We start from the raw sequence: 26,798 nt of genomic DNA on the forward strand, positions 1-26,798 counted from the left end.
AGCACTATTAACTTCCCAGTACTTCCAGTAATTCAGTTTCTAATTGAATTTGTAAGCGCGGATTTTTACTGAGTTCACTAGCATTTAAAAGTAAGACGTCTTCAACTCGCTCGCCTAGCGTATTGATACGCGCAGTATGCAGTGAAACGTGGTGTTTAGCCAATACTCTTGATATAGCATAGAGCAAGCCTGCGCGGTCGCTGGCGGTGAATGAGAGAGCATAGTATTGACCTCGTTCATCGGGCTGCATATGGACCCTGGGTTGAATGGGGAAGCTGCGTGACTGACGCGATAAACGACCCATCGCTGGCGTAGGTAGAGGAGTGGCTTTTTGTAAGGCTTCGGTAAGAGCGTATTCGACTAATTGAATTTGATTGCGGTAACTATGAGGCTCATCATCGAGTTCACTACTAGCAACTTCAAAGGTATCTAAAGCATAACCATGACGCGTAGTATGAATGCGCGCATCTAAAATTGAAAAACCGTTACGTTCAAAGTAGCCACAAATGCGCGAGAAAAGGTCTGCTTGGTCAGGCATATAAACAGCAACTTGTAAACCTTCTCCTGCCGGTGATAGCCGTGCAAGCACAATCGGTTTGGTAGTTTCAACTTGATCCATTAAATGGCGCGATAGCCAAGCAATATCACCTGCCTCTTGGCGCAAGAAAAAAGCCACATCGAGTTTTTGCCAGAAGTCTTCATACGCTGAGTCTTGAAAGCCATGTAAACGCAAGTTACGTCGCGCCTCTTCTTGATGCTGAGCTAATTCCGATGAGGCATCAGGCTTTGCACCACCTAAAACCCTTAGGGTAGCGCGATATAAATCTTCCAGTAACTTGGCTTTCCAGCCATTCCAAACTTTAGGGCTAGTGCCACGTACATCGGCAACAGTTAGTAAGTAAAGCGCTGTGAGATGACGTTCATCGCCAATTTTTTTTGCAAAAGCCATAATCACATTTGGGTTGCTAATGTCTTGTTTTTGCGCAACCTGACTCATATTTAAGTGCTCAGCTACTAGCCAAACTAATAATTCGGTATCTTTTTTATCAAGCCCATGGTCTTTGGCGAATTCACGGACATCGCGTTTACCTAGTATTGAATGATCGCCCCCACGCCCTTTAGCGATATCGTGAAATAAAGCCGCAATAACTAGTAGCCAAGGCTTTTCAAAGTGCGCAATTAAACGACTACATAAAGGGAACTCGTGAGCATGTTCGACCAACATAAAGCGGCGCACATTTCTAAGGACCATCAAAATATGTTGATCGACCGTGTAGACGTGGAATAAATCATGTTGCATTTGCCCGACGATGCGCCGAAAGGGAGGTAGGTAGCGACCCAGTACACTGGTTTGATTCATGAGCCTAAAGGCATTACTGACACCATCGGCTTGCTTTAAAATTTCCATAAAGAGTTGGCGATTTATTGGGGCCTTACGCCATTGACTATTCATTTTTTTACGCGCGTTATACAGTGCACGCAAAATCGTAGCTGATAAGCCATTGACTGCTGGGGTTTGGGTTAATACTAAGAAGGTCCGCAAAATTTGCTCAGGGTGTTTTTGATATAAATTGGGATCTTGAATATCTAAGAGGCCTTGGCGCTCAATAAAATCACTGTTCTCTGCACCCGCAATAGGATGAATGGTGCGTGATTCTTGGGGAAATAATAAAGCTTCAATATTTTGTAACAAAATAGTATTGAGTTGGGTAACCGCCTTGGCTACCCAGTAGTAGCGCCGCATGATGGCTTCACTGGCTTGACGGGCTGAGCTTTCTTCAATACCCATGGACTTCGCTAAACCCGCTTGCAAGTCAAACGCTAAAACATCTTGATGGCGTTTAGCAAGTAAATGTAAATTAGCGCGAAGCGTTGCTAGAAAGCGCTTATTGCGTTTTAATTCAGTAAGCTCGCGCTCGGTAATGAGATTTTTTTGGAACAAATCATTAAAGCTATTGCCCAGTTGAGCGGCCTTACTTACCCAGAGGATTACTTGTAAGTCGCGGAGCCCGCCGGGACTTTCTTTGCAATTGGGCTCAAGCGCATAGGGCGTACCCTGATACTTTTGGTGACGTTGGGTTTGCTCGAGCAATTTAGCTTGGAAGAAGGCCTTGGGATCAAGTGTCGCAGTAAATGCGGTTGCAAATGATTGAAATAGATACCGCGAACCGCAGATGAGCCGAGCCTCTAACAGTGAAGTACGCACGGTTATATCTTGTTCCGCTTCACTTAAGCATTCTGCTAATGTGCGCACTGCCGAGCCAATTTCTAGTCCCGAGTCCCAGCATTGCGTAATAAAACGTGCCACCTTTTCACTCTCAGCTTTTGTATCCAGCTTCGATTCGTTGGGTAGTAATACTAAAATATCAATATCAGAATAGGGAAAAAGCTCTGCGCGCCCAAAACCACCGACTGCAATCAGCGCCAAATGAGCTCCCATAGCGCAGTCTTGCCATAACTGTTTTAAGGCCAGATCATTTAATTCGGTGAGTTTTTTTGTTAGTCGCGCGACATTTTGATCTGCTAGAAATAGTTCGTATTCAGCAGCGCATGAGCTACGTAGATGAGCAATGGCCTGATGCGGTGCGAGTGCAGTCACTGAATTCATGGTCGCAGAAGGACTAATTTGGGGGGGGTACTTAGGCCGTAATTAGTTGAGGTCGAAATACTAAGCCCTTAACGCAATTTGGCGGCGGGTTACTGCCTGCCGACCAAGTTAAAACTTCCACACCTTGTGATGTAACAAGCAAGGTGTGTTCCCATTGTGCTGATAGGCTGCGGTCTTTGGTTTTTACTGTCCATTGATCGGGCATGGTACGAATTTCGCGGCGCCCAGCATTAATCATGGGCTCTATCGTAAAGGTCATTCCTGCTTGCAATTGTTCTCCCGTATTGGGCCGACCATAATGCAAAATTTGCGGGTCTTGATGAAAGACTTTGCCAATACCATGACCACAGTATTCCCGAACGACCGAATAACCCGCTTGTTCAGCATGCGTTTGAATTACATGACCAATATCGCCTAAATAAGCCCCGGGCTTTACTTGGGCAATTCCCAGCCACATACATTCAAAGGTAATTTGCGTTAAGCGCTCGGCTAACACTGAAACTTCACCCACCATAAACATGCGGCTGGTATCGCCATAGTAGCCATCTGGGGTAATCACGGTGATATCGAGATTGACCACGTCACCGCCCTTTAATACCTTATCTCCTGGAATACCGTGGCAGATGACATCATTGACCGAGGTACAGATCGCTGCTGGAAAAGGGGGGTAGCCGGGGGGCTGATAATTTAATGGGGCTGGAATAGTATTTTGAACATCACGCATAAAGGTGTGGCAAATTTGATCGAGTTCGCCAGTACTAACGCCCGGACGAATCGCTGGGGCCACGTGGTCGAGTACTTCGCTGGCGAGTCGACCCGCCTCACGCATGCCTTGGAGGTCTTTTTCAAGGGTAAAAACACTATTCATGCCTTGATTATCAACGACTTGAGGTTTTTTGGCTCTTTTGCGCCTAGATGATTGATATATAAGCTATAATTTGCCCATCGAAGCAATTCGAAATAGCAGGCTAAGCCTTCCAGGGTAGCGTTTTTTAGCGCAGTCAGGACTTAGCCTTAGACCAAACCCTTAGGAGAATGTTATGTCAGTAACCATGCGTGAAATGCTAGAAGCCGGTTGCCACTTTGGCCACCAAACGCGCTTTTGGTCCCCCAAGATGGCCCCTTATATTTTTGGCCATCGCAATAAAATCCACATTATTAATTTGGAAAAGACTTTGCCCATGTTTCAGGATGCCCTGAAATTTGCAAAGCAAATTGCTGCAAATCGTGGCACGATTTTATTTGTTGGTACGAAGCGTCAATCACGCGAAGTGATTGCAGAAGAAGCTGCACGTGCTGGCATGCCTTATATCGATAGCCGCTGGTTAGGCGGCACCTTAACTAATTTTAAGACTGTCAAAGGCTCTTTGAAGCGCTTAAAAGACATGGCTGTTGCTAAAGAAGCGGGTGATTGGGATAAGCTCTCAAAGAAAGAAGCATTAACCAACGATCGTGATCTCGACAAATTACAAAAAGCCCTAGGCGGAATTCAAGATCTGAATGGCGTACCCGATGCAATTTTTGTGGTTGACGTTGGGTATCACAAGATAGCTATTACCGAAGCGAAAAAACTTGGCATTCCCGTTATCGCCGTAGTTGACACCAACCATTCCCCTGAAGGTATTGATTACATCATTCCTGGTAATGATGATTCTAGCAAGGCAGTACTTCTTTACGTACGCGGCATTGCCGATGCGATTCTAGAAGGCAAAGCGAATTCAGTGCAGGAAGTCTTAGACGCTGTTAAAGAAGGCGAAGAAGAGTTTGTTGAAGAAGGGAAGGTAGAGTAATGACGGCTATTACTGCTGCAATGGTTGGCGAATTACGTGCCAAAACCGATGCTCCAATGATGGAGTGCAAAAAAGCATTAACTGAAGCACTTGGCGATATGGCGAAAGCAGAAGAAATTCTGCGGGTGAAATTAGGTAGCAAAGCCAGCAAAGCTGCTTCACGTGTGACTGCTGAAGGCGTCGTTGCGAGTTACATCGATGGTGGCTCTGGCGCTTTAATTGAAGTGAACTGCGAAACCGATTTCGTTTCAAAAAACGATGATTTTCTAGCCTTTAGTAATGCTTGTGCACAGTTGGTTGCTAAGCAGAATCCGGCTGATACCACTGCTTTATTAGCCTTAGCAATGGATGGCAAAACGGTCGATGCTGTGCGTAGTGAATTAATTGGACGCATTGGTGAAAATATGACGCCGCGTCGTTTTCAACGTTTTGCGAGTACCGGTAAATTAGTATCTTATCTACATGGCACTCGCATTGGCGTTATGGTGGAATTTGAAGGCGATGAAACAGCCGCTAAAGATGTTGCGATGCACATTGCAGCAATGAAGCCGGTCGCCTTATCTGCAGCTGATGTTCCTGCAGCCAACATTGCTGCCGAACGGAATATTGCGCAGCAGAAAGCGGCCGAGTCGGGCAAACCTCCTGACATCGTGGCAAAAATGGTTGAGGGTACGGTGCAAAAGTATCTTAAGGAAGTTTCTTTGCTTGATCAAACCTTTGTTAAAAACGATAAGCAAACGGTTGAGCAAATGCTCAAGGCCATGAATACTACGATTAAGTCATTTACTTTGTATGTCGTGGGTGAGGGCATCGAGAAGCGCCAAGACGATTTTGCCGCGGAAGTTGCTGCGCAAGTAGCTGCTGCAAAGGTAAGCGCTTAAGATTAATCACTTTAATAAGGTCTTTCACTATGCCTGCTTATAAGCGTGTCCTCCTCAAACTATCGGGAGAAGCCTTGATGGGGGATGATGCTTTTGGGATCAACCCCATCACGATTGATGCGATGGTGGCAGAAATTGCTGAAGTAGTTGGAATTGGCATCGAGTTAGCCATTGTCATTGGCGGCGGTAATATTTTCCGCGGCGTCGCGGGAGGTGCTGCCGGCATGGATCGTGCAACTGCCGATTACATGGGTATGCTAGCCACAATGATGAACTCCCTCGCATTACAAGACGCCTTGCGGCAAAAAGGCGTCGAAGCTCGCGTGCAATCAGCTTTACGTATGGATCAAGTAGTTGAGCCTTATATACGGCCGCGTGCTATTCGTGCTATGAGCGAGGGTAAAGTAGTCATTTTTGCCGCTGGTACTGGCAACCCATTTTTTACCACCGATACTGCAGCTGCTTTGCGTGGTGCTGAAATGGGTGTTGAGGTGATGCTCAAGGCCACTAAAGTGGATGGTATTTATAGTAGTGATCCCAAACTCGATCCTACCGCGACCTTGTATCAGTCGATTACCTTTGATGAAGCATTAATTAAAAATTTACAAGTGATGGATGCAACGGCGTTTGCTTTATGTCGTGATCGCAAGCTACCAATTCGGGTATTTTCTATTTTGAAGCCAGGCGCTTTAATGCGTGTGGTGTTAGGTGAGTCGGAAGGTACTTTAGTACACGTTTAAAAGGAGTGCTGTGATGTCTGCTGCTGAAATCAAAACGAGTGCCGAGCAAAAAATGCATCGGTCGCTGGAATCATTAAAAAGTAATTTAGCAAAAATTCGTTCAGGCCGCGCGAATGCTGGCATTCTTGAGCATATTACGGTTGACTATTACGGTAACCCAACGCCCTTAAGTCAAGTGGCTAATTTAGGTCTTGCCGATGCGCGGACGATTAATGTGCAGCCTTTCGAAAAAACCATGGTTGCGGTAATTGAAAAGGCCATTCGTGATTCTGATTTAGGTCTAAACCCCGTTTCGCAAGGTACTGTCATTCGCGTACCAATGCCGCCACTTACCGAGGAACGTCGGCGCGAGCTGACTAAATTAGTGAAGAGTGAAGGCGAAGAAAGCAAAATTGCTATTCGTAATTTACGGCGCGATGCTAACGAACATTTAAAGCGACTGAGTAAAGACAAAGTAATCTCAGAAGATGAAGAGCGCCGTGCCCAAGATGAAGTTCAGAAAATGACCGATCGGGCCGTAACGGATATCGATAAAATTGTTGCTGAAAAAGAAAAAGAGATTATGACGGTCTAGACCCGTTTGATCTAAAAAATATGTATTTCTACTTATTCACTTTTTATGTCTAAACATAGTAGCTCTACCTTAGTCATTCCCGAGGTAAGTGAAGTACCTCGTCATGTTGCAATCATCATGGATGGTAATGGACGTTGGGCTGGAAAGCGTTTAATGCCGCGAGTGACAGGGCATTCAGAGGGTCTAGAGTCGGTGCGCAAAGTGGTGGAAGAATGTCGCCGTTCTGGTGTTGAATACCTGACTATTTTTGCTTTTAGTTCGGAAAATTGGCGCCGCCCACCTGAAGAGGTAGGGTTTTTAATGAAGTTATTTTTAAAATCGTTGCGCCGTGAGGTCAGTCGCTTAAGTGATAACGATATCCGCTTTAAGTTAATTGGCGATTTAAGCCGCTTTGATACCGCAATTCAAGATATGGTGCGTTTTTCGGAAGAGAAAACCGCCCATTGCAAAGGTTTAACCTTAACTGTAGCCGCTAACTATGGCGGACGATGGGACATTTTGCAGGCGATGCGCAAATGTTTGTTGCTTAATCCTACCTTGCAGGCCGATCAAATAACGGAGGAATTACTGCAAGAAAATTTATCGATGGCGTATGCACCAGAGCCCGATTTATTTATCCGTACGGGCGGTGAACAACGCGTGAGTAATTTTTTATTATGGCAACTAGCATATACAGAGCTGTATTTCACCGATATATTATGGCCCGATTTTGATGCTGCGCAATTACAGCAAGCATTTGATTGGTTTAGTCAGCGTGAGCGACGCTTTGGCCGAACTAGTGCACAACTCGCCACCAAAGTCTCTAAAGTTTCTGCTCAGGGCACTGTTTAAGCGCAGTTGCGTCTAAACACTCTGCGATGCTAAAGACCCGTATCATTACCGCGTTACTTTTGCTTGCAGTGCTATTGCCTAGTTTATTTTTGCTTAATCCGCTTTATTTGAGTGGCATCTTTTTATTAATCTTGGCATTAGCAGCATGGGAGTGGAGCCGTTTAATTGCGCCACAAAAAGGGCGCTTAGCTTGGTTCTATGCGTTGCTTTTGATTTGCGTTATTGCCGCCTTGTTGTATACACAAATTCCCGTTATTGAATTTAGTATCTTATTAGCGGCGAGTTGTTTTTGGCTCGTTGGCGCCCCTATTTTGTTGTGGCGAGGACTGCGTTTACCGATAACAAAGTGGCCACTGTCATTCGCATTGTTAGGCCTACTTATTTTCATTGCAGCCTGGTTTGCGCTCATTTTATTGCGTCAGTTTGGCGTGGTATTTTTACTTTCTACTATGGCCTTAGTTTGGGTTGCCGACATTGGTGCCTATTTCGTTGGTAAAGCGCTTGGTCGCCGTCGCTTAGCCCCGCAAATTAGCCCTGGTAAAACGCTTGAGGGAGCAGTTGGGGGCCTAATCTTGACTTGTATTTATGCCAGTATCTGCGCTTGGTATTTACCTTTTAATCTTACTTTATTTGGCTTTGCCGTGATGCGATTGGGTTTTCCCTCGATGCTGGTCTTGGTTATCGGCTTAACGTTGTTTAGCATCATAGGTGACTTATTTGAATCACAGGTAAAACGTTTGGCGGGCGCAAAAGATAGTAGCGGCTTATTGCCAGGCCATGGCGGAGTATTAGATCGGATTGATGCCTTATTGCCTACTATGCCGCTAGCAGCGCTTTTAGTTGGCTTGATGTTATGAGTTTATTACGGCGCATCACGATTTTGGGCTCAACTGGCTCGATTGGAGTGAATACCTTAGATGTGATCCGCTCGCATCCTGAGCGCTATCAGGTAGCCGCCTTAACTGCGCATCAACAAGTAGACCGCTTACTCGCGCAGTGTCGTGAGTTTAAACCTCGTATTGCAGTTGTAGGTGATGCGCAGAGTGCAAAAAAATTGGCTGCAGCCGTGCTTCAGGAAAAAATTCCGACCACTGTTTTATATGGGGCTGAAGCATTGGTTAGCGCAGTAAGCGAATCGGATTGCGATACTGTGATGGCGGCTATTGTAGGCGCTGCTGGCTTGTTGCCAACCTTGGCTGCGGCTCGCGCAGGTAAACGTATTTTGTTAGCGAATAAAGAAGCGCTCGTCATGTCTGGGGATTTATTGATGCAAGCGGTACGTGATAGTGGCGCTGAATTAATTCCTATCGATAGTGAACATAATGCGATATTTCAGTGTTTACCAGCGGGTTTTAATGCTCTGCATAGCGACGTTGCAAGGGCAGAGTGTGGGGTTGAAGAATTATGGCTCACTGCCTCTGGGGGCCCTTTTCGTACCACGCCTTTAGTTGAGTTGGCAGATATCACTCCTGATCAAGCTTGCGCTCACCCTAATTGGGTGATGGGGCGCAAGATTTCAGTTGATTCAGCCACCATGATGAATAAAGGGTTAGAGGTGATTGAGGCACGGTGGTTGTTTGGCGTACCACTAGCGCAAATTCGGGTCCTCATTCATCCTCAAAGCGTAGTGCATTCAATGGTGCGTTATCGCGACGGCTCGGTCATTGCCCAACTGGGTCAGCCTGATATGCGCACTCCCATTGCCTACGGCTTAGCTTGGCCGCAGCGAATTGCGGCGGGGGTTGAGCCGCTTGATTTAACCCAGATGAGTGCTTTACATTTTATTCAGCCTGACTTAAAGCAATTCCCCTGTTTAGCTTTAGCTTTTGCCGCTGCACACAGCGGCGGTACTGCTCCAGCAATTTTGAACGCGGCTAATGAAGTGGCTGTAGGTGCTTTTTTGGCTAGTGAATTACCGTATTTACAGATTCCTACTTTAGTTGAGCAAGTGCTTGAGCAAGTAGCGGCCGCTCAAGCTCAAACTCTTGCCGAAGTATTAGACGCTGATCAAACAGCTCGGCGCGTTGCTATGCAATGTTTGGCGCGTTTGCGCAGTCATTAAGCGAGGCCGGCACCGATGCAAGCACTGAGCACTTTATTGGCTTTTTTAGTGGCGCTAGGAATACTGGTGAGTTTTCACGAGTTTGGCCATTATTTTGCCGCTCGGTGTTGCGGGGTAAAAGTACTGCGCTTTGCGCTCGGTTTTGGTAAGCCACTCTTCATTTTTCATGATCGCCATCAAACGGAATGGGTTATTGCGCTGCTCCCTTTAGGTGGCTATGTCAAGTTATTAAACGGACGCGATGCGGAACAAACTATCTCGATAGCTGATCAAGCCAGTGACTTTGAGCGGAAGCCATTATGGCAACGCTCACTGATTGTAGCGGCGGGCCCCCTCGCGAATTTTGTCTTAGCTTTACTATTATTGAGTGTGATTTATGTTAGCGGGGTACCGCAATTGCCTGCCCAACTGCAAACCCCACCCGCCGTATCTTTAGCGGCTAAAGCCGGTTTAAGTGCTGGCGATCGGGTTATTGGCTGGCGCAGCTTGGGAAATGAAGAAAATGTCGATGACCCAGCGAATGCCTTTACTTCAGTAGTGAGCTGGAATGCTTTGCGGTGGTATTTATTGGATAGCATTACGGCACACACTGGTTTTGCGTTGCAAATTGAAAATGCCCGCGGCGGAAAATCAACCGTACGATTTTTAAGTGAGCAATTACCTGAAGTCAAACCAAAGACGGATGTATTTCGTGAGCTCGGACTTTTTCCACTGGTTGCCAATTCTCCGCAATGGTTTGAATTGCAATTAGCGCCGTTACCTGCCATGGCTTATGCCGCAGAGCGAGTATGGTTAATTACAAAAGTATCAAGCCGCATGATGCTGGGTTTAGTGACAGGCAGTACTTCTTTAGCGCAAATTGGCGGCCCACTGAGTATTGCCGATATGGCGGGCAAGTCTGCTCAAGTGGGTTGGCAACCCTATTTAGCATTTTTGGCGCTTCTAAGTATCAGTATCGGCTTGCTTAATTTGATTCCAATACCTATGCTTGATGGCGGTCAGCTACTGTATGATGCATGGGAACTGCTGTCGGGTCGACGCCTACCAGAAGCCTTGCAAGCGGTTTTACAAAAAAGTAGTTTTATCTTGTTAACGTTTCTAATGCTGTTGGCTTTGTTTAATGATTTTCAACGCTATCTTTCGCCTTGAGTCCACCAGAATATGAGTCTTAAAATTCGTCTAAGCTCATGCCTTTATGGCACCTCTATTGCTTTAGCTTTTTTTGGTTTTGCCGTTTCAGCTGCCGAGACCAATAGTAATTTGGTTACTGAGGCTTTACCCGACAATGCACCCGGACCTGCGGCTGCCCCAGCGCCAAGTACTCCGCCAAAAAATTCCGCAAGCAAAACTAGTGCGCCAGGCGATCTTCCAGCAAGCGCAACAGATTCAGGCGGGTTTGTCATAAAAGATATTCGCTTAGAGGGCTTGCAGCGGGTTGAACCAGGCACGGTATTTAGTTACCTGCCTTTGCAGGTTGGCGATAAATTTACGCCAGAAAAAGGCGCGGAAGCAATTCGCGCACTTTATGGCACTGGCTTTTTTCGTGACGTACAAATTCAAGAACAGGGCGATGTCTTAATTGTGAGTGTGGAGGAGCGTCCTACGATTAATCGCATTGAATTTACGGGCATGAAAGAATTTGATCAAGACATTGTCCGGAAATCGCTAAAGGTAGTAGGCCTTGCGGAAGCGCGTTTTTATGACAAAGCATTGATTGATAAAGCTGAACAAGAATTAAAGCGCCAATATGTGAGCAAGGGCTTATTTGCCGCCGAGGTTGTCGCAACCGTTACTCCAATGGAGCGCAATCAAGTTTCAGTGTATTTCAATGTCGATGAGGGCCCCGTTGCAAAGATTCAAGAAATTAATTTTATTGGTAATAAAGTATTTAGTGAAGGCACTTTGCGCGATGAAATGCAACTCAAAGCAAAAGGCTGGCTGTCTTTTTACACTAACGATGATTTATATTCAAAGCAAAAACTCACAGCCGATTTGGAAACGATTCGTTCCTATTATTTAAATCGGGGTTACTTAGAATTTTTAATTGAGTCAACGCAGGTGTCAATTACTCCGGATAAAAAAGGTATTTACCTGACTATTGGCTTGAAAGAAGGCCAGCGCTTTAAAGTTAAAGACATTAAGCTCGCTGGCGAATTACTTGGCAAAGAAGCGGAACTCAGCAAACTACTACAGCTTAAAGCGGGGGATGTGTACTCTTCGGCAAAGTTAGCCGAGAGTACAAAATTGATTGCCGGCTTATTAGGCTCTTATGGCTACGCTTTTGCGACAGTAAACCCCCAGCCCGACGTACGGCAAGATTTAAGTGAAGTCGATTTAACCCTAGTCATTGATCCTGGGCGCCGAGTTTACGTGCGTCAAGTAAATATTACCGGTAATTCCCGAACGCGTGATACGGTCATTCGTCGTGAACTGCGCCAGTTTGAAAGCTCTTGGTTTGATGGCGACAAAATTCAATTGTCAAAAGAGCGGATTAATCGCTTAGGCTACTTTACTGAAGCTGACATCATGACTAAAGATGTGCCAGGCGCGCCCGATCAGGTTGACGTTGACGTGAAGGTAGCCGAAAAACCGACTGGCTCTATTAGCCTTGGTGCTGGTTACTCATCAACTGAAAAAATTATCTTAACTGCGGGTATTAATCAAGAAAATGCCTTTGGTTCGGGTACGGCAATTGGCTTAAATGCCTCATTGGGAAAAATTAATCAAAACCTGGTCCTATCCCAATACGACCCTTTCTTTACTGATGATGGTATCAGCCGCTATACCGATTTATTCTATCGCTCTTCAAAACCGCTGTATTACACCGGTGATCCCGCCTACCAAATTAAGAGTGCTGGCGGAACTTTGCGTTTTGGGGTGCCTTACTCTGAAGTGGATCGGGTGTTTTATGGTACTGCGGTTGAGGCCTACCAAATTAATGCCACGTCGAATACGCCGGTACCTTATCAAACTTATGTGCAGGATTATGGGGTAACCATTCCGGGTACCTTAACCACCTTTAACGTACCCCTTACCGCTTCATGGACCCGTGACGGACGCGATAGCGCTTTAGTCCCCTCAACCGGCTCTTTAATCAGCCTTTTAAGTGAAGTTGGAACCCCGGTAGCCAATATGCAGTACTACCGTATTTATGGCAAATATCAGCAATATCACTCTTTCTCAAAGGCCCATATTTTGTCCTTTAATTTTGAGACGGGCTACAGCGAGGCTTATGGCAAGTACCCCTTTCCAATTACCAAAAACTACTATGTGGGTGGTATTGGGTCGGTTCGGGGCTACTCCCCTGGATCTATCGGCCCACAGTACTTTAATACCTCTACTGGCACCTATCAGCCTACCGGCGGGCAGTCTAAAATTGTGGCTAACCTTGAATATACCGTGCCATTCCCTGGGTCTGGCAACGACAAAACCTTACGGGCTTTCGTCTTTACTGATGGCGGAAATGCCTTTGGCACCAATATCAACCTCGTTCTAAGGTATTCTTATGGCTTAGGTTTAGAATGGATATCACCGCTGGGACCGTTAAAGTTTAGCTATGGCATTCCGATAAAATCGCAGCCAAATGATAATATTCAACGTTTACAGTTCCAAATTGGTACCGCGTTTTAACCATCTTTAATTGTTTTAAGGAAGACTTATGAAGCAACCTTATCTACCGAGAGGTTTTTCTGTTGGCTTATACACAATCTCAACATTGTTTGGGCTTGCGTTTGGTTCTTCAGTTTTTGCCCAGGAGATGCCGCCAACGCGATTGGCAGTCGTGAGCGTGGAAAAAGTGTTTGGCGAATCGAACATGGCCAAGGCAACGCAAAAAAAATTGGAACTTGAATTTGCTAAGCGGCAAAATGAATTACGCGATTCAATGCAAAAAATTAAAACTGCAGCTGAAAAATTAGATCGCGACGCCGCCGTGATGCCAGAGGCAGATCGAATTCGTAAACAGCGTGAGTTGGCTGATCAAGACCGTGAACTGCAGCGCAAGCAACGAGAATATACCGAAGATTTAAATCAACGTAATTTTGAAGAGCGCGCCAAGATTGCCGAGAAGGCCAATGTAATTTTGCGCCAAATTGCAGAGCAACGGAAAATTGATGTCATTATTCAAGATGCTGCTTACGTAAGCCCGAAGATTGATATCACTGATGATGTCATCAAGGCTTTAAATAATCTAAAGTAAGTTTCATGCCCACCGCCATCGAGCTGGCTAAACAGTTTCAAGCGGAGTTGGTGGGCGAGGGCTCTGCGCCGTTAAGGGGTTTAGCCCCACTAGAATTGGCCCAAGCCGATCAAATTGCGTTTCTATCCAACCCCCTTTATCGTCAACAAGCGCTCGATAGCGCTGCTGGCGTCCTAATTGTTAGTGCGGCTGATTGCGAATTTATTCAAGCTGCGAGTACGAAACTGCGTAGTTTTATTGTGGCAAAAAATCCGTATGCAACTTTTGCGCGCATTGCGCAACTATTTGAGGGAAACGTGAATACGAAGTATGCGCCCGGTATTCATGCGCAGGCTGCTGTGGATGCATCGGCCATAGTCCCACCCTCATGCCATATTGGTCCTTTTGTGCAAATTGCTGCTGGTGTAGTCTTGGGTGAGAGGGTAACCATATTGGGGAATAGCTCAATTGGTAGAAATGTACGAATTGGCAGTGATAGCGTGCTACACCCGCTGACAACGATTTATCACGGCTGCGAAATTGGGACACGTTGCATTATTCATAGCAGCACTGTAATTGGCGCTGATGGCTTTGGCTTTGCACCCGATTTTTCGGCGACGGGTGGCGAGTGGGTCAAAATTCCGCAAACTGGTAAGGTAGTGCTAGAAGATGATGTAGAAATTGGCGCCTCGACTACTATCGACCGTGGCGCAATGAATGAAACTCGCATTGGGGCAGGTTGCAAAATTGATAATCAAGTGCAAATTGGTCATAACGTCCATATTGGCGCTCATACTGTTGTGGCTGGCTGTGTAGGTATTTCCGGCAGTACAACGATTGGTAGTTATTGCATGATCGGAGGCTATGCTAATTTTGCCGGGCATTTGACAATTGCCGATCGCACGACGGTTTCAGGTGGTACGTCGATTATTCGCTCTATTATTGAGCCAGGACAGCACTTTACTGGCGTGTTTCCATCGATGTTACATGCGGCTTGGGAGAAAAACGCGGCGATCTTGCGTGGACTCGATAAAATACGCCAACGATTGCGTTTTTTAGAGCGTGGCAAATCTTCGACTGATACTTAATTCTTTCCTCACTGGCATTTTTATATGAACAAAGCAGCTTTATGACCCAGCCCATCTTGATCGATATCAATCAGATTTTGCAATTACTCCCGCATCGCTATCCTTTTTTATTGGTCGATCGGGTTTTAGATTTAGTGCCTCGTGTCAGTATTCGGGCATTAAAAAACGTCACCATGAATGAGCCTTTTTTTCAAGGACATTTTCCTGGGTTGCCGGTCATGCCTGGGGTGCTCATTATTGAAGCGCTTGCACAAACTGCAGCGTTGCTGACATTTTCTGAATCTCAGCAAGAAGACTCACTGTATTACTTTGCTGGCATTGATGGCGCCCGCTTTAAAAAACCGGTAGTTCCTGGCGATCAACTGATCATGACCGCTCTGTATGAACGTGAACGTGCTGGCATCTATAAATTTCAAGTTAGCGCAACTGTTGATGATAAATTGGTTGCCGAGGCTAATATTACCTGCGCAGTGCGCAAAAAAGGTGTTTAATGGCGCGCATTCATGCAACGGCGATTATTGACCCGCAAGCAAAAATTGGCGATACCGTTGAAATTGGTCCTTATGCGGTAATTGGGCCTGCAGTAGTGATTGGCGCAGGCAGCAAAATTGGTTCGCATACGGTCATTGAGGGGCGGACCACTTTAGGTATTGATAACGTGATCGGGCATTTTGTCGCTCTGGGCGGCGCACCCCAAGATATGAAATATCGAGGTGAGGCTACACAATTGACCATTGGCGATCGCAATACGATTCGCGAATTCACGACCATCCATATTGGCACTGCACAAGATACTGGAGTCACACGTATTGGCAATGACAATTGGATTATGGCTTACGTACACATTGCCCACGATTGCCAAATTGGCAATCACACTATTTTTGCTAGCAATGCACAAATTGCTGGTCATGTGGAGGTAGGCGATTGGGCGATTTTGGGTGGTATGACAGGCGTGCATCAGTTTGTTCGTATCGGACAACATGCCATGTTAGGTGGAGCATCGGCTTTAGTGCAAGATATTCCGCCCTTTGTCATTGCTGCTGGAGATAAAGCTGCGCCGCATGGGATTAACACTGAAGGCTTGAAACGGCGTGATTTTTCGACTGAAACGATTACTGCCTTACGTCAAGCCTATAAATTGTTATATAAAGATAGTCTTAGTTTTGAAGACGCTAAATTAGCTATTCATGCACTGTCGGTAAGCCCCGGTTTAGATGCTGCCACCAGCGGCAAGTTGACAGAATTTCATGATTTTATTGCCGCCTCAGCGCGCGGCATTATTCGTTAGGCTTACTTTGCCAACTTTGGCATGTGTCGCAGGTGAACCCTCGGGCGATTTATTGGCAGCCTCGAGCTTGCAGGCATTAAAGCAAATTCCGGCGCAGGCGGGGCTAGAGATGTATGGCATTGGCGGCCCCTTCATGCAGGCTCAAGGCCTACAATCTTTATGGCCAATGGAAGTTTTGAGTGTGCGGGGCTATGTTGAGGCTTTACGGCAACTGCCCACCATTCTGCGTGTACGAAAAGCGCTGATTACTGATTTACTTGGCGCAAAACGCCCCGATGTTTTTTTGGGGATTGACGCGCCAGACTTTAATTTGGGAGTTGAAGAAAAATTACGCTCGGCGGGTATTCCTACTGTGCATTTCATTTCGCCATCCATTTGGGCTTGGCGCGGTAGTCGGATTAAAAAAATTCAACGAGCAGTAGATCATATGCTGTGCATTTTCCCCTTTGAAAAAGCGATTTATGAAGCTGCGGGTATTCAAGCCACTTATGTCGGCCATCCTTTGGCGAGTTCCATTCCTCTAGAGCCTAATGTGTCAGAAGCTCGAGCCCGCTTATTAGAACTTGATCCCAGTCTGCAAAATTTAACGACGGCTAAAGTGGTGGCTGTTTTGCCTGGTAGTCGTCATTCAGAAATTCAATTAATTGCGCCAATTTTTTTTGCAACGATGCCTGTTTTAGCTGAACAGCTTGAGGAAGCGGTACCCATTTTTGTTATACCCGTGGCTGCACCCCACTTAAGACCAGCCTTAGAACAGCTTCGTCTTGAGGTTTTGACTCGCCATCCACAATTACAAATTCATTTGTTCGATGGTCAAGCTGATCTTATTTTAGAGGCCGCTGATGTCGTACTCATTGCAAGTGGAACTGCCACTTTGCAAGCAGCCCTGTGGAAAAAACCAATGGTTATTTCGTATCGGGTGCCTTGGCTTACTGCGCAAGTAATGAAGCGTCAGGCTTACTTACCCTATGTTGGTTTACCTAATATTTTGTGTGGGGAATTCGTGGTGCCCGAGTTGTTGCAATCTCAGGCCCAACCACAGAAATTGGCTAAAGCCCTGCTCAATTGGCTGCTCAACCCCGACCAAGTTGCTGCCTTACGCCAACGTTTTAGTGTGCTGCATCATGAATTGCGTCAACCGACTGCGCTCTTAGTTGCGCAAGTGTTGGCTGAAAAGTTATCACAGCGTTGAGTGCCGCAAAATGAATGCACGGGCGATTTCTCTCTACTCGGCGATTGAAGAGGGGGTATGGATTTGTGGCGTAGATGAAGCCGGCAGAGGGCCATTGGTTGGTGCAGTCTTAGCTGGGGCTGTGCTCTTAAATCCGCTGCAGCCTATTTTGGGCTTAAAAGATTCAAAAAAATTAACGCCAGCTAAGCGCGAATTTTTATACGCTGAAATTATACTCAAAGCTAAAGCCTGGGGAGTGGGTGAAGCGAGCCCACAAGAGATTGATCAATTCAATATTTTGCAGGCGACGATGCTGGCGATGCAACGGGCGATTGAAAATTTAGTTGTCGCTTTAGGCGCTTGGCCTGATAAAGCGCTGATCGATGGGAATCGTTGCCCTGTCTTGCCGATTGCAGCGGAGGCGATTATTAAAGGCGACGCTAAAGAGCAGGCGATTTCAGCCGCTTCAATTTTGGCTAAGGTAAGTCGCGATCGACAAATGGATGAACTCCATGCGCGCTTTCCGCAATATGGCTTTAATCAGCATATGGGTTATCCAACCCCAACCCATTACGCCGCATTAACTAAGTTTGGAATTTGTCCAGAGCATCGTATTAGTTTTGGGCCCGTGCGGCGGGTATTAAATGGTGAAGCCCCATGAATCTATTTGGTAATACCGAAGTTGAATTCATTAGCTCAAAAGACAATGCACTGCTCAAGCAAATTCGCTTGTTACAAGCGCTAGGCAGCAAAGGCCAGAAGCAACGTTTGGCAAACTCCCAAGCAGTGCTAGAGGGAGTGCATTTATTACAAACCTGGGCTGGTGACCCCAGTTTAAGCATCGTACTAACGAGTGCAGCTGGTTTGGCAAACCCAGAAATACTGGAGTCGCTAGAACGCCATTTGGCTTTATGTCCGCAAACCCGCTTAGTTGAGCTAGATACTGCACTCTGGGACTCAATTAGTGAGTTAGAGAATGCCCCCCATTTTTTGGGATTAGTGCAGCTTCCCGATTCTGTCATTCAGCCTATCGCCAAGCAATTTCTGCTAAACGGAGATGTGGTGATTCTAGAAGGTATTCAAGATGCTGGAAATGTCGGCGCCATTTTGCGTACTGTGGCAGCAACCGGGGTAAAAACGGTTGTGGCCTTAAGGGGGTGTGCCCATTTATGGTCTAGTAAAGTATTGCGGGCAGGGATGGGCGCTCACCATCAACTCACCTTATATGAAGATTGGACAATAACTAATCTCATGCAGTATCTTGATGCGCCGTTGCTGATCACTGCTGCCGAAGCGAAGACAGACTTATATGCCCTGCAAGCGCAATTAAAAAATCCTGTAGCTTGGGTATTTGGTAGCGAAGGTCACGGCGTTTCTGTAGAGCTGCGGTCCCAAGGCCAACTCGTGCGAATTCCGCTAGCAGCAGGGGTTGAATCCTTAAATGTTGCAACTGCCGCAGCAGTGTGTTTATTCGAAACTGTGCGGGTACGCAGCAACTAATAACGCGATCTGGTTCATAAAGTTTTATCCGATTTAATCGCTTGTAAGATCGTCGTGGCAATTTCTTCAATTGACTTGCTAGTAGTAGCAATCCAAGGAATTGATTCGCGGCGCATCATCGCCGTAGCCTCGTTAATTTCATAGCGACAGTTTTCTAACTTAGCATAATTACTTCCTGGACGCCTTTCATTACGAATTTCAGCGAGTCTTTCGGGATCAATCATCAAGCCAAAGATTTTTGATTGAAATGTGCGTAAATCTTGGGGTAATTTACCGCGCTCAAAATCTTCAGGAATGAGCGGGTAGTTAGCCGCTTTTAAGCCATATTGCATGGCTAGATACAGGCTCGTGGGGGTCTTGCCAACCCTGGAAACCCCCACCAAAATGACATCAGCAGAGGCTAAATTTTGATTTGATTGCCCATCGTCATGGGCGAGTGAATAATTGATGGCTTCTATACGATTTTTATATGCATCGGTATCGGCGTTGTGGTGTAAGCGATTAATGGCATGGGTCGATTTTTGGCCCAACAATTGTTCGAGCGGCGCAACAAAGGTTTGAAACATATCGAGCACCAAGCCTTCCGCTTTGGCCACAATGCTGTTCATTTCAGGATTGACGAGGGTAGTGAAGATAATTGGCTTAAACCCCTTGTCTTGGCATGCCTGATTAATCGTTTCTAGAGCTTTATAGGCCTTTTCTGGGCTATCTACGAAAGGAATGCGGATTTGCTTAAAGCTCAGCTCAAACTGCGCCAAAATCGACTGGCTAAAGTTTTCGGCCGTAATTCCCGTGCCGTCTGAGACGATAAAAACGAGCCTAGTGGAGTTGGTCATAGTTTAAGGGTCAATTAGGTCAGTTTAGACTGACCGAGGCAAGCGGGGTACTACAATAGCGATTAATGAAGTATGCCGCATTTTTGCTGGCTGCTGAACCGCTTTCTTTATTTTTTGCGAGTGTATTTATGTCCAACCAACCAACTGTAGCCCAGGCGGGCGATGCGTATGTATTGCCTTTTGAACAACTAAGAATGACCGATGTTGAATCGGTTGGCGGTAAAAATGCCTCTTTAGGGGAAATGATTTCGCAACTAGCGAGTGCTGGCGTGCGAGTTCCAACTGGCTTTGCCACCACGGCTTTAGCTTTTCGTGATTTCTTACAGCACAATCAGTTAACTGAGCGTATTCAACAGCGTTTAGTCAATCTAAACATTGACGATGTACGTGCTTTAGCGCAAGCGGGGGCGGAAATTCGCCGTTGGATTGAAGAAGCGCCGTTTCAGCCTCGTCTTGAACAGGAAATTCGCCGAGCGTTTGCTCAGCTAGACGCCTCAGGCCAAGGATCGTTTGCGGTGCGCTCATCAGCAACAGCCGAGGATTTGCCTGACGCCTCGTTTGCGGGTCAGCAAGAAACTTTTCTGAATGTGGCGGGTATTGAGGATGTTTTACAGAAGATCCGCATTGTTTTTGCTTCTTTGTACAACGATCGCGCTATTTCGTATCGGGTACATAAGGGCTTTGCTCATGCTGAAGTTGCTTTATCGGCCGGCATCCAGCGTATGGTGCGCTCTGATTTAGGCGCAGCTGGAGTGATGTTTACACTAGATACTGAATCGGGATTTCCGGATGTCGTGTTTATTACCTCAAGTTATGGCTTGGGTGAAACAGTAGTGCAGGGCGCAGTCAATCCGGATGAGTTTTATGTTTTCAAAACTACTTTAGCCCAGAATAAAAGCGCCATTATTCGCCGCTCGCTCGGGTCTAAATTAATTCAAATGGAATTTGCCCCTGCTGGCTCTGCAGAGCGGGTCATTACCACCGATGTTGCTCCCGAAAAACGCAATCGCTTTTCTTTGGAAGACGCCGATATTACAGAGCTTGCCAAGTTTGCCGTGATTATTGAAAAACATTATGGTAGGCCGATGGATATCGAGTGGGGTAAAGACGGTAAAGATGGCCTGTTATATATTTTGCAGGCGCGTCCAGAGACCGTGAAGAGTCAGGCCATTGGTCAATTAGAGATGCGCTATAAGTTAAAAGGCAGTTCAAAGGTATTGGCGAAGGGTCGAGCAATTGGCCAAAAAATTGGCGCTGGACCAGTACGTATTATTCGCGATGCAAACGAAATGGATCGAGTGCAACCCGGCGATGTTTTAGTAGCGGATATGACCGACCCCAACTGGGAGCCCGTGATGAAACGAGCGGCTGCCATTATTACCAATCGCGGTGGCCGTACTTGCCATGCCGCTATCATTGCCCGCGAGTTAGGTGTGCCAGCCGTTGTGGGTTGCGGTGATGCGACCGACGTATTACAAGAAGGCGCGGTGGTAACGGTTTCTTGCGCGGAAGGTGATGAAGGGCATATTTATGACGGTCTGATTGAAACCGAGATAACTGAAATATCACGCGGAGAATTGCCAGAGATACCCGTAAAAATAACGATGAATATTGGTAATCCGCAATTGGCTTTTGATTTTTGCCAAATTCCGAATAGTGGTGTTGGTTTAGCGCGGCTCGAATTTATTATTAATAATTACATTGGCGTGCATCCCCGAGCGGTTTTAGAGTATCCGAATATCGACCCCGACTTAAAGCGCGCAGTAGAAAGTGTCGCGCGCGGTTATGCCAGTCCACGGGCATTTTATGAGGATAAATTGGTCGAAGGGGTCGCAACAATTGCTGCTGCTTTTTATCCTAAATCGGTCATTGTGCGCTTATCCGACTTTAAATCGAATGAGTATAAGAAACTGATTGGTGGATCGCGTTATGAACCTGACGAAGAAAATCCGATGCTCGGTTTTCGTGGTGCTTCGCGCTATGTGTCTGCCGATTTTGGTGAGGCCTTTGCTTTGGAATGTGTAGCCCTGAAACGCGTTCGTGAAAACATGGGCTTAGATAATGTTGAAATTATGGTGCCCTTTGTGCGCACCACCAAACAGGCTGAGCGCGTTATTGACATGATGGCTAAGCTGGGCCTACGGCGAGGGGAAAACGGCCTGCGCTTAATAATGATGTGTGAGGTGCCGTCGAATGCAATTTTGGCAGATGAATTTCTGACCTATTTTGATGGTTTTTCGATTGGCTCGAATGATCTGACACAACTCACGCTTGGCTTAGACCGCGACTCAGGAATGGAGCTCTTGGCGATTGATTTTGATGAGCGCGACCCAGCAGTGACCTTCATGATTGAGCGCGCTATAGACGCCTGTTGCAAGCAAAATAAATATGTTGGTATTTGTGGTCAAGGACCCTCTGACCATCCTGATTTTGCTAAGTGGTTAGTGGAAAAGGGTATTACCTCAATTTCCTTGAACCCCGATAGCGTAGTGCAAACTTGGGAAATGTTGGCGAAATAAGCGAGATTAAAGCGCGCGGGCGAAGTAGTTTGCTAAAAAGTTTATTTTTTATGGCTCTGGCGCTTTGGTTTCGTAGCGGACTTCTTTTTATTTTCATGCTCAATGGGTACCGCGCCAAGCTCTTTTGAGCTCGACATAATGGCTGTACCTCGGCGTGAACTATTCCAACTGGGTTCCGGTATTTCCATAAAAGCGGCACGTAATTTTTGTCCCCAGACCTGATGAATCATTTGGTAGTAAGGGTTACTTTCGTCAATCGTCACCAGTTTGCTGGGATGAAACGAGTTGGTTTCATAAACTAGTAAATCGAGGGGTAAACCAACCGAGATATTGCTTTTGAGAGTGGAATCCATCGAAATTAAAGCGCATTTTGTCGCCAGATTTAAAGGAGTTTGAAAATTGACAACCCGATCTAATATGGGTTTGCCATATTTTGATTCGCCAATTTGGAAATAACAATTCTCGGGTGTAGCCTCAATAAAATTACCCGCTGAATAAACATTAAATAGCCGTGGATTTTCACCGCGTACTTGACCACCAAAAATGAGATTGCAATTAAAGTCAATACCTGCTTTTTTAAGTGCTTCAAAATCACGTTCATACACTTTTTTAATGGCGTCACCAACAACTTCAGCTGCTTCATGTGCATTGGCAGCGTTCCATAAATTTTTCCCACTGAGTAATTTTCCTTGCAGTAGAATTTCTTTTACAGCTTGAGTAATAGCTAAATTTCCAGAGCTCATCAGGGCAAAGAAACGATCTTTATCTTTTTGAAATAAGGTCATTTTGCGGAAGATGCCAATTTGATCAACACCCGCGTTCGTACGGGTATCAGCTAAAAAAACCAAGCCATTTTTTAGGCAAAGGCCAACGCAATAGGTCATGGCAAGAATCCATTCTTCATAAAAATAGTTACTAGGATAATTGATGGATAGAAATAGTCGCGGTCAGTTCTTCTTCGCCACCCCCAGAGCGAACCCCTTTTACGGGCGCGGCTGAATAGTAATCTCGCCCCACGGCCAGGCGAATATGGCGCGCATCAGTAAAACAGGCATGGGTAGTATCTACACTAATCCAATGACCGCGCTCAATGTCAATACAAGCATCAATCCAAGCATGGCTGGCTAAATCGGGTGAGTCTTCAGTAAAGAAATAACCACTTACATAGCGAGCTGGAATGTGGCTGGCACGACAGAGGCCCAAGAGTATATGGCTGTGATCTTGACAGACCCCAGATTTTAAGGCGAATGATTGCGCTGCTAAACTAGCAAAATTGGTTGAGCCAGGAATATATGCAATGGCTTGCTGTACGGCCGTGGCTAAGTTTAGAATAGCATCAGGCTGATTATTTTTTGGTAAGTCGGCGGCAAAAAAATCGAGCATGTCTGCAGTGGGTTCGGTAAGGCGGGTCTGTTGTAATAAATAATAAGGCGAAACCGTTTTGCTTGAATCGATAAATTCATAGGCTGCACTCGTTTTAACAATTCCTTCAGCTTCAATCATCATTGCAGTATAAGGATTATCTTGCACAAAGGTACTGCAGGTATTTTGAAAGGCATCAATTGACAGATTGGCTTTAATGGGCGTCTGAATGCACCATTTTTCAACGTCTTGCCCAGCAGTTGTAGTGGGGGTTAAGCGTAACTCTTGAATTGAGTAACGGACTGGCAATTCATAATGGTACTCGGTACGGTGAATAATTTTTAATTGCATGAATTGGGCGGTAAAGGGTGGTTAAGCAACAGCTAGGGGTATTAAGAAGGTATTACTAAAATCATCGGCAATATGATTAATGCGCGCTAAGAAAACTTCCATAAATTCTTCGAGACCCTGACTAAAGACCTCATCGATATCGGAAAATTCAAGGCTGGCTTTTAGTTTGCCAAGCAGACGTTCGATTTCCCTTGAGTCTTGATTGCGTACAGCAGCCATTAAGGGGATTAACTCATTGACACAAGAAACTAGCGAACGCGGCATTTGTGGGTTAAAAATTAATAGTTCTGCAACTTTTTTAGGGGTGATTTGATCTGAATAAATTTGCCGATAAATTTCAAATGCAGATACCGAGCGCAGTAGTGAGGCCCAATGATAAAAATCAAAGAAGCTATCGCCTGATTCTTCTTCTAATTCTTTTTTCGTTGGTATTTGCTTTAAATTTTCTTGAATCTCATATTTTGTTTCCAAGATGCGCGCAGTATTATCAGCGCGCTCGATTAAAGTGCCAATACCTAAAAAATATAAAGCTTCATTTTTTAACATTGTGCCTTGAATCACGCCACGCACTAAATGACAGCGGTGCTTAACCCAATCTAAAAAGCGACTATGGTCTGAGCGCTCGCGATTCACTAAGATGGTTTGTAGTTCAAGCCAAGTAGTATTTTGTGTTTCCCATACCTCGGAGGTGATGCGGCCGCGAATCACGCGAGCATTTTCACGGGCAGAATATAGGCAAGAAACAATACTAGATGGGTTAGTATTTTCATAAATCATGAAGTCAAGCACGTTATGACGATTGATGGCGTCATATTTACTGCCAAAATCATCTTCTAATTTCGAAATCGTCAAGAGTTTTTTCCAGCTTTGCTCGAGAAATTGTTCTGGCTGGGGAAGTAAAGACGTTTGATGACTAACGTCGAGCATGCGTGCCGTATTTTCAGCGCGCTCGGTATAACGTGCCATCCAATAGAGGCAATCGGCGGTACGACTTAACATGATTGCCTCATTTTTCTAGGACCCAGGTATCTTTTGTGCCGCCACCTTGAGACGAATTAACCACTAATGAGCCTTCTTTCAGGGCCACTCGGGTAAGCCCGCCCGGTACCATCTTCACCGTTTTACCTGAAAGCACAAAAGGGCGTAAATCAATATGGCGGGGCGCAATACCCGATTCCACAAAAGTTGGGCAGGTTGATAAGGCTAAGGTAGGTTGTGCAATATATTTTTCTGGGTTGGCTTTTAAGTGGACGCGGAAACTTTCTATCTCAGCTTTGCTGGCGGCTGGTCCTACCAACATGCCATAGCCGCCTGCACCATGCGTTTCTTTGACCACCAACTCGCTTAAGTGTGCCAAGGTGTAAGCCAGATCTTCTGGTTTACGGCATTGAAAAGTAGGGACGTTATTGAGGATGGGTTTTTCACCTAAATAGAACTGAATCATTTCCGGTACATAGGGGTAAATCGATTTATCATCAGCTACGCCTGTGCCTATAGCATTAGCCAAGGTCACATTACCCGCTCGGTAGGCCGAGAGGAGACCAGCAACACCGAGTGTGGAATCAGAGCGAAAAGCCAGAGGGTCTAAAAAGTCATCATCAATGCGTCGATAAATGACATCAACTCGTTCGGGGCCTTGGGTAGTGCGCATGAAGACCTGCTCATTTTTCACATACAAGTCTTTGCCTTCAACCAATTCAACCCCCATTTGTAAGGCTAAATAGGTATGTTCAAAGTAAGCTGAGTTGTACATCCCTGGAGTTAACACAACCACATTGGGTTTTTTAACCTCGCTGGGTTTTACTGACTTCAGACACTCCAATAAAAGGTCGGGGTAATGCTCTACGGGTGCAATGCGTTGCTCTTGAAACAAGTCGGGAAATAAGCGCATCATCATTTTGCGATCTTCCACCATATATGAGACACCAGATGGCACGCGTAAGTTATCTTCTAATACATAAAACTCCCCTGCACCTGCACGCACAATATCAATTCCCGCAATTTGCGCGTAGATGTCGCGCGGCACATCTACATTGCGCATCTCGGGACGGTATTGGGCATTATTAAAAATTTGCTCGGCGGGCACAATGCCCGCTTTAATAATGGCTTCTGCATGATAAATATCAGAGATAAAACAGTTTAAGGCTTGAACCCGTTGACGCAGCCCAGCTTCAAGCTGAGCCCATTCTTGAGCGCTAAATATCCGCGGAATTTGATCGAATGGAATCGTGCGTTCTGCGCCCAAGTCATCACCATAAACAGCAAAGGTAATTCCCACTCGTCGAAAAATCAGTTCCGCCTCAGCGCGCTTCAGACCCATAAGGGTATCGCTTTGCTGCTTTAGCCAGCGATGAAAGGTGCGGTAATGGGGCCGCGCTTTACCTGCCTCGTTGAGCATTTCGTCGTATGGCAAGTTCATCGCTATAAGTTAAATCACCTTAGGGTACTTCAGGGGCGAACGGGGAGGTTCGATGGTGCATTAATGCACAAATTTGGTGCTAAAAGAAACTTTTTAGCTAAAAACGGCTTATTTTTAAAGGCAGCTCCAGCGAAAAGTGCCGTTAGCTTAAGACAGGTCGCCGCGGGCAATGCGGGCTTTTTCTCGCTCCCAATCACGTTCTTTTTCGGTAGCGCGTTTGTCATGTTGTTTTTTCCCTTTAGCTAAGCCAATCTCGCATTTCACATTGCCTTTCGAGAAATGCAGGTTAATGGGTACAAGGGTATACCCCTTTTGATCGACCTTGCCAATGAGTTTGCGAATTTCAAGGGCATTAAGGAGTAATTTACGGGTACGCGTGGGGTCAGCTAGTACATGAGTCGAAGTGGAGCTAAGCGGGCTAATATGTGCGCCAATGAGGAATAGTTCAGCCTTGCGGATTACCACATACGCCTCTTTAATTTGTGCCCGGCCTGCGCGAATGGCTTTCACCTCCCAGCCCTCTAAGGCGAGTCCAGCTTCGCAGCGTTCCTCGATAAAATAATCAAAGAAGGCTTTTTTGTTATCAACGATACTCATGGTT

25 protein-coding genes are annotated in these 26,798 nt (G+C 45.9%); 17 read left to right on the forward strand and 8 right to left on the reverse strand.

What is annotated here, in order from left to right:
* Positions 1–7: 7 nt before the first annotated feature.
* Complete coding sequence (locus LZT21_RS04470) at positions 8–2,608, reverse strand: [protein-PII] uridylyltransferase (RefSeq protein ID WP_255696400.1); 2,601 nt, start codon at positions 2,606–2,608, stop codon at positions 8–10.
* 31 nt (positions 2,609–2,639) lie between these two features.
* Positions 2,640–3,476: a type I methionyl aminopeptidase gene (gene map, locus LZT21_RS04475; RefSeq protein WP_233989468.1), complete on the reverse strand. Its 837-nt coding sequence runs from the start codon at positions 3,474–3,476 to the stop codon at positions 2,640–2,642.
* Positions 3,477–3,648: 172 nt separating this feature from the next.
* Between map and rpsB the strand changes: the two genes are divergently transcribed.
* From rpsB to LZT21_RS04555, 16 genes are read left to right on the forward strand one after another with little or no spacing between them, the layout of a single operon-like run.
* Entirely contained in the window at positions 3,649–4,398 is a 750-nt protein-coding gene (gene rpsB, locus LZT21_RS04480) for a 30S ribosomal protein S2 (protein ID WP_233989470.1), read from the forward strand.
* Positions 4,398–5,279, forward strand: coding sequence for a translation elongation factor Ts (tsf, locus tag LZT21_RS04485; RefSeq protein ID WP_233989475.1), 882 nt, complete (start codon positions 4,398–4,400; stop codon positions 5,277–5,279). The genes rpsB and tsf overlap by 1 nt, the downstream gene beginning before the upstream one ends.
* Before the next feature lie 29 nt (positions 5,280–5,308).
* Positions 5,309–6,019, forward strand: a complete 711-nt coding sequence (pyrH, locus tag LZT21_RS04490; protein WP_233923835.1) for a UMP kinase — start codon at positions 5,309–5,311, stop codon at positions 6,017–6,019.
* A gap of 13 nt (positions 6,020–6,032) precedes the next feature.
* The gene (frr, locus tag LZT21_RS04495) at positions 6,033–6,593 is read left to right on the forward strand and encodes a ribosome recycling factor (protein WP_233923836.1); all 561 of its coding nucleotides are present in this window, start codon (positions 6,033–6,035) and stop codon (positions 6,591–6,593) included.
* Between the two features lie 45 nt (positions 6,594–6,638).
* Positions 6,639–7,424, forward strand: a complete 786-nt coding sequence (gene uppS / locus LZT21_RS04500) for a polyprenyl diphosphate synthase (RefSeq protein ID WP_233923837.1) — start codon at positions 6,639–6,641, stop codon at positions 7,422–7,424.
* 26 nt (positions 7,425–7,450) lie between these two features.
* Positions 7,451–8,281: a phosphatidate cytidylyltransferase gene (locus LZT21_RS04505; RefSeq protein WP_233989477.1), complete on the forward strand. Its 831-nt coding sequence runs from the start codon at positions 7,451–7,453 to the stop codon at positions 8,279–8,281.
* On the forward strand, positions 8,278–9,486 hold the full coding sequence (ispC, locus tag LZT21_RS04510; RefSeq protein WP_233923839.1) for a 1-deoxy-D-xylulose-5-phosphate reductoisomerase: 1,209 nt from the start codon (positions 8,278–8,280) through the stop codon (positions 9,484–9,486). Before LZT21_RS04505 ends, ispC begins: the two co-directional genes overlap by 4 nt.
* Positions 9,487–9,501: 15 nt before the next feature.
* Positions 9,502–10,635 (forward strand): RIP metalloprotease, encoded by a 1,134-nt coding sequence (locus LZT21_RS04515; RefSeq protein ID WP_233923840.1) that lies wholly within the window; start codon positions 9,502–9,504, stop codon positions 10,633–10,635.
* 12 nt (positions 10,636–10,647) lie between these two features.
* Positions 10,648–13,116 (forward strand): outer membrane protein assembly factor BamA, encoded by a 2,469-nt coding sequence (gene bamA, locus LZT21_RS04520; RefSeq protein ID WP_233923841.1) that lies wholly within the window; start codon positions 10,648–10,650, stop codon positions 13,114–13,116.
* A gap of 28 nt (positions 13,117–13,144) precedes the next feature.
* The gene (locus LZT21_RS04525) at positions 13,145–13,684 is read left to right on the forward strand and encodes an OmpH family outer membrane protein (RefSeq protein WP_233923842.1); all 540 of its coding nucleotides are present in this window, start codon (positions 13,145–13,147) and stop codon (positions 13,682–13,684) included.
* A 5-nt stretch (positions 13,685–13,689) separates the two neighbouring features.
* Positions 13,690–14,751, forward strand: coding sequence for a UDP-3-O-(3-hydroxymyristoyl)glucosamine N-acyltransferase (gene lpxD / locus LZT21_RS04530; protein ID WP_233923843.1), 1,062 nt, complete (start codon positions 13,690–13,692; stop codon positions 14,749–14,751).
* A gap of 41 nt (positions 14,752–14,792) precedes the next feature.
* The gene (gene fabZ, locus LZT21_RS04535) at positions 14,793–15,242 is read left to right on the forward strand and encodes a 3-hydroxyacyl-ACP dehydratase FabZ (RefSeq protein WP_233923844.1); all 450 of its coding nucleotides are present in this window, start codon (positions 14,793–14,795) and stop codon (positions 15,240–15,242) included.
* Positions 15,242–16,039: an acyl-ACP--UDP-N-acetylglucosamine O-acyltransferase gene (gene lpxA / locus LZT21_RS04540; RefSeq protein WP_233989481.1), complete on the forward strand. Its 798-nt coding sequence runs from the start codon at positions 15,242–15,244 to the stop codon at positions 16,037–16,039. The genes fabZ and lpxA overlap by 1 nt, the downstream gene beginning before the upstream one ends.
* Positions 16,040–16,046: 7 nt before the next feature.
* On the forward strand, positions 16,047–17,231 hold the full coding sequence (lpxB, locus tag LZT21_RS04545; RefSeq protein WP_233989483.1) for a lipid-A-disaccharide synthase: 1,185 nt from the start codon (positions 16,047–16,049) through the stop codon (positions 17,229–17,231).
* Positions 17,232–17,241: 10 nt separating this feature from the next.
* Positions 17,242–17,871, forward strand: a complete 630-nt coding sequence (gene rnhB / locus LZT21_RS04550) for a ribonuclease HII (RefSeq protein ID WP_233989491.1) — start codon at positions 17,242–17,244, stop codon at positions 17,869–17,871.
* Complete coding sequence (locus tag LZT21_RS04555) at positions 17,868–18,710, forward strand: RNA methyltransferase (RefSeq protein ID WP_233989493.1); 843 nt, start codon at positions 17,868–17,870, stop codon at positions 18,708–18,710. Before rnhB ends, LZT21_RS04555 begins: the two co-directional genes overlap by 4 nt.
* A 14-nt stretch (positions 18,711–18,724) precedes the next feature.
* Here LZT21_RS04555 and LZT21_RS04560 read toward each other — a convergent pair whose 3' ends face one another.
* Positions 18,725–19,546 (reverse strand): pyruvate, water dikinase regulatory protein, encoded by an 822-nt coding sequence (locus LZT21_RS04560; protein WP_233923849.1) that lies wholly within the window; start codon positions 19,544–19,546, stop codon positions 18,725–18,727.
* A gap of 128 nt (positions 19,547–19,674) precedes the next feature.
* Here LZT21_RS04560 and ppsA point away from each other — a divergent pair, with 128 nt between their 5' ends.
* Complete coding sequence (ppsA, locus tag LZT21_RS04565; RefSeq protein ID WP_233936443.1) at positions 19,675–22,065, forward strand: phosphoenolpyruvate synthase; 2,391 nt, start codon at positions 19,675–19,677, stop codon at positions 22,063–22,065.
* Between the two features lie 41 nt (positions 22,066–22,106).
* Here the strand turns inward: ppsA and LZT21_RS04570 are convergent, their stop codons facing one another.
* The 5 genes from LZT21_RS04570 to smpB all read right to left on the reverse strand — a co-directional run bounded on the left by LZT21_RS04570 (position 22,107) and on the right by smpB (position 26,794).
* A complete protein-coding gene (locus LZT21_RS04570; protein ID WP_233923850.1) occupies positions 22,107–22,949 on the reverse strand; it encodes a peptidase in 843 nt (280 codons plus the stop codon).
* Positions 22,950–22,980: 31 nt separating this feature from the next.
* Entirely contained in the window at positions 22,981–23,778 is a 798-nt protein-coding gene (locus LZT21_RS04575; RefSeq protein WP_233923851.1) for a transglutaminase family protein, read from the reverse strand.
* Between the two features lie 21 nt (positions 23,779–23,799).
* Positions 23,800–24,777, reverse strand: a complete 978-nt coding sequence (locus tag LZT21_RS04580) for an alpha-E domain-containing protein (RefSeq protein ID WP_233923852.1) — start codon at positions 24,775–24,777, stop codon at positions 23,800–23,802.
* A gap of 7 nt (positions 24,778–24,784) precedes the next feature.
* Positions 24,785–26,197 (reverse strand): circularly permuted type 2 ATP-grasp protein, encoded by a 1,413-nt coding sequence (locus LZT21_RS04585; protein WP_233989495.1) that lies wholly within the window; start codon positions 26,195–26,197, stop codon positions 24,785–24,787.
* 147 nt (positions 26,198–26,344) lie between these two features.
* Positions 26,345–26,794: an SsrA-binding protein SmpB gene (smpB, locus tag LZT21_RS04590; RefSeq protein WP_233923854.1), complete on the reverse strand. Its 450-nt coding sequence runs from the start codon at positions 26,792–26,794 to the stop codon at positions 26,345–26,347.
* Positions 26,795–26,798: the final 4 nt, after the last annotated feature.

This window comes from Polynucleobacter sp. IMCC 30228 (assembly GCF_021395205.1).
Lineage (GTDB): Bacteria > Pseudomonadota > Gammaproteobacteria > Burkholderiales > Burkholderiaceae > Polynucleobacter.

Coding starts and splice junctions, on each gene's coding strand:
- LZT21_RS04470 (WP_255696400.1), bottom strand. CDS start 2,608: ATGAATTCAGTGACTGCACTCGCACCGCATCAGGCCATTGCTCATCTA.
- map (WP_233989468.1), bottom strand. CDS start 3,476: ATGAATAGTGTTTTTACCCTTGAAAAAGACCTCCAAGGCATGCGTGAG.
- rpsB (WP_233989470.1), top strand. CDS start 3,649: ATGTCAGTAACCATGCGTGAAATGCTAGAAGCCGGTTGCCACTTTGGC.
- tsf (WP_233989475.1), top strand. CDS start 4,398: ATGACGGCTATTACTGCTGCAATGGTTGGCGAATTACGTGCCAAAACC.
- pyrH (WP_233923835.1), top strand. CDS start 5,309: ATGCCTGCTTATAAGCGTGTCCTCCTCAAACTATCGGGAGAAGCCTTG.
- frr (WP_233923836.1), top strand. CDS start 6,033: ATGTCTGCTGCTGAAATCAAAACGAGTGCCGAGCAAAAAATGCATCGG.
- uppS (WP_233923837.1), top strand. CDS start 6,639: ATGTCTAAACATAGTAGCTCTACCTTAGTCATTCCCGAGGTAAGTGAA.
- LZT21_RS04505 (WP_233989477.1), top strand. CDS start 7,451: ATGCTAAAGACCCGTATCATTACCGCGTTACTTTTGCTTGCAGTGCTA.
- ispC (WP_233923839.1), top strand. CDS start 8,278: ATGAGTTTATTACGGCGCATCACGATTTTGGGCTCAACTGGCTCGATT.
- LZT21_RS04515 (WP_233923840.1), top strand. CDS start 9,502: ATGCAAGCACTGAGCACTTTATTGGCTTTTTTAGTGGCGCTAGGAATA.
- bamA (WP_233923841.1), top strand. CDS start 10,648: ATGAGTCTTAAAATTCGTCTAAGCTCATGCCTTTATGGCACCTCTATT.
- LZT21_RS04525 (WP_233923842.1), top strand. CDS start 13,145: ATGAAGCAACCTTATCTACCGAGAGGTTTTTCTGTTGGCTTATACACA.
- lpxD (WP_233923843.1), top strand. CDS start 13,690: ATGCCCACCGCCATCGAGCTGGCTAAACAGTTTCAAGCGGAGTTGGTG.
- fabZ (WP_233923844.1), top strand. CDS start 14,793: ATGACCCAGCCCATCTTGATCGATATCAATCAGATTTTGCAATTACTC.
- lpxA (WP_233989481.1), top strand. CDS start 15,242: ATGGCGCGCATTCATGCAACGGCGATTATTGACCCGCAAGCAAAAATT.
- rnhB (WP_233989491.1), top strand. CDS start 17,242: ATGAATGCACGGGCGATTTCTCTCTACTCGGCGATTGAAGAGGGGGTA.
- LZT21_RS04555 (WP_233989493.1), top strand. CDS start 17,868: ATGAATCTATTTGGTAATACCGAAGTTGAATTCATTAGCTCAAAAGAC.
- LZT21_RS04560 (WP_233923849.1), bottom strand. CDS start 19,546: ATGACCAACTCCACTAGGCTCGTTTTTATCGTCTCAGACGGCACGGGA.
- ppsA (WP_233936443.1), top strand. CDS start 19,675: ATGTCCAACCAACCAACTGTAGCCCAGGCGGGCGATGCGTATGTATTG.
- LZT21_RS04570 (WP_233923850.1), bottom strand. CDS start 22,949: ATGACCTATTGCGTTGGCCTTTGCCTAAAAAATGGCTTGGTTTTTTTA.
- LZT21_RS04575 (WP_233923851.1), bottom strand. CDS start 23,778: ATGCAATTAAAAATTATTCACCGTACCGAGTACCATTATGAATTGCCA.
- LZT21_RS04580 (WP_233923852.1), bottom strand. CDS start 24,777: ATGTTAAGTCGTACCGCCGATTGCCTCTATTGGATGGCACGTTATACC.
- LZT21_RS04585 (WP_233989495.1), bottom strand. CDS start 26,197: ATGAACTTGCCATACGACGAAATGCTCAACGAGGCAGGTAAAGCGCGG.
- smpB (WP_233923854.1), bottom strand. CDS start 26,794: ATGAGTATCGTTGATAACAAAAAAGCCTTCTTTGATTATTTTATCGAG.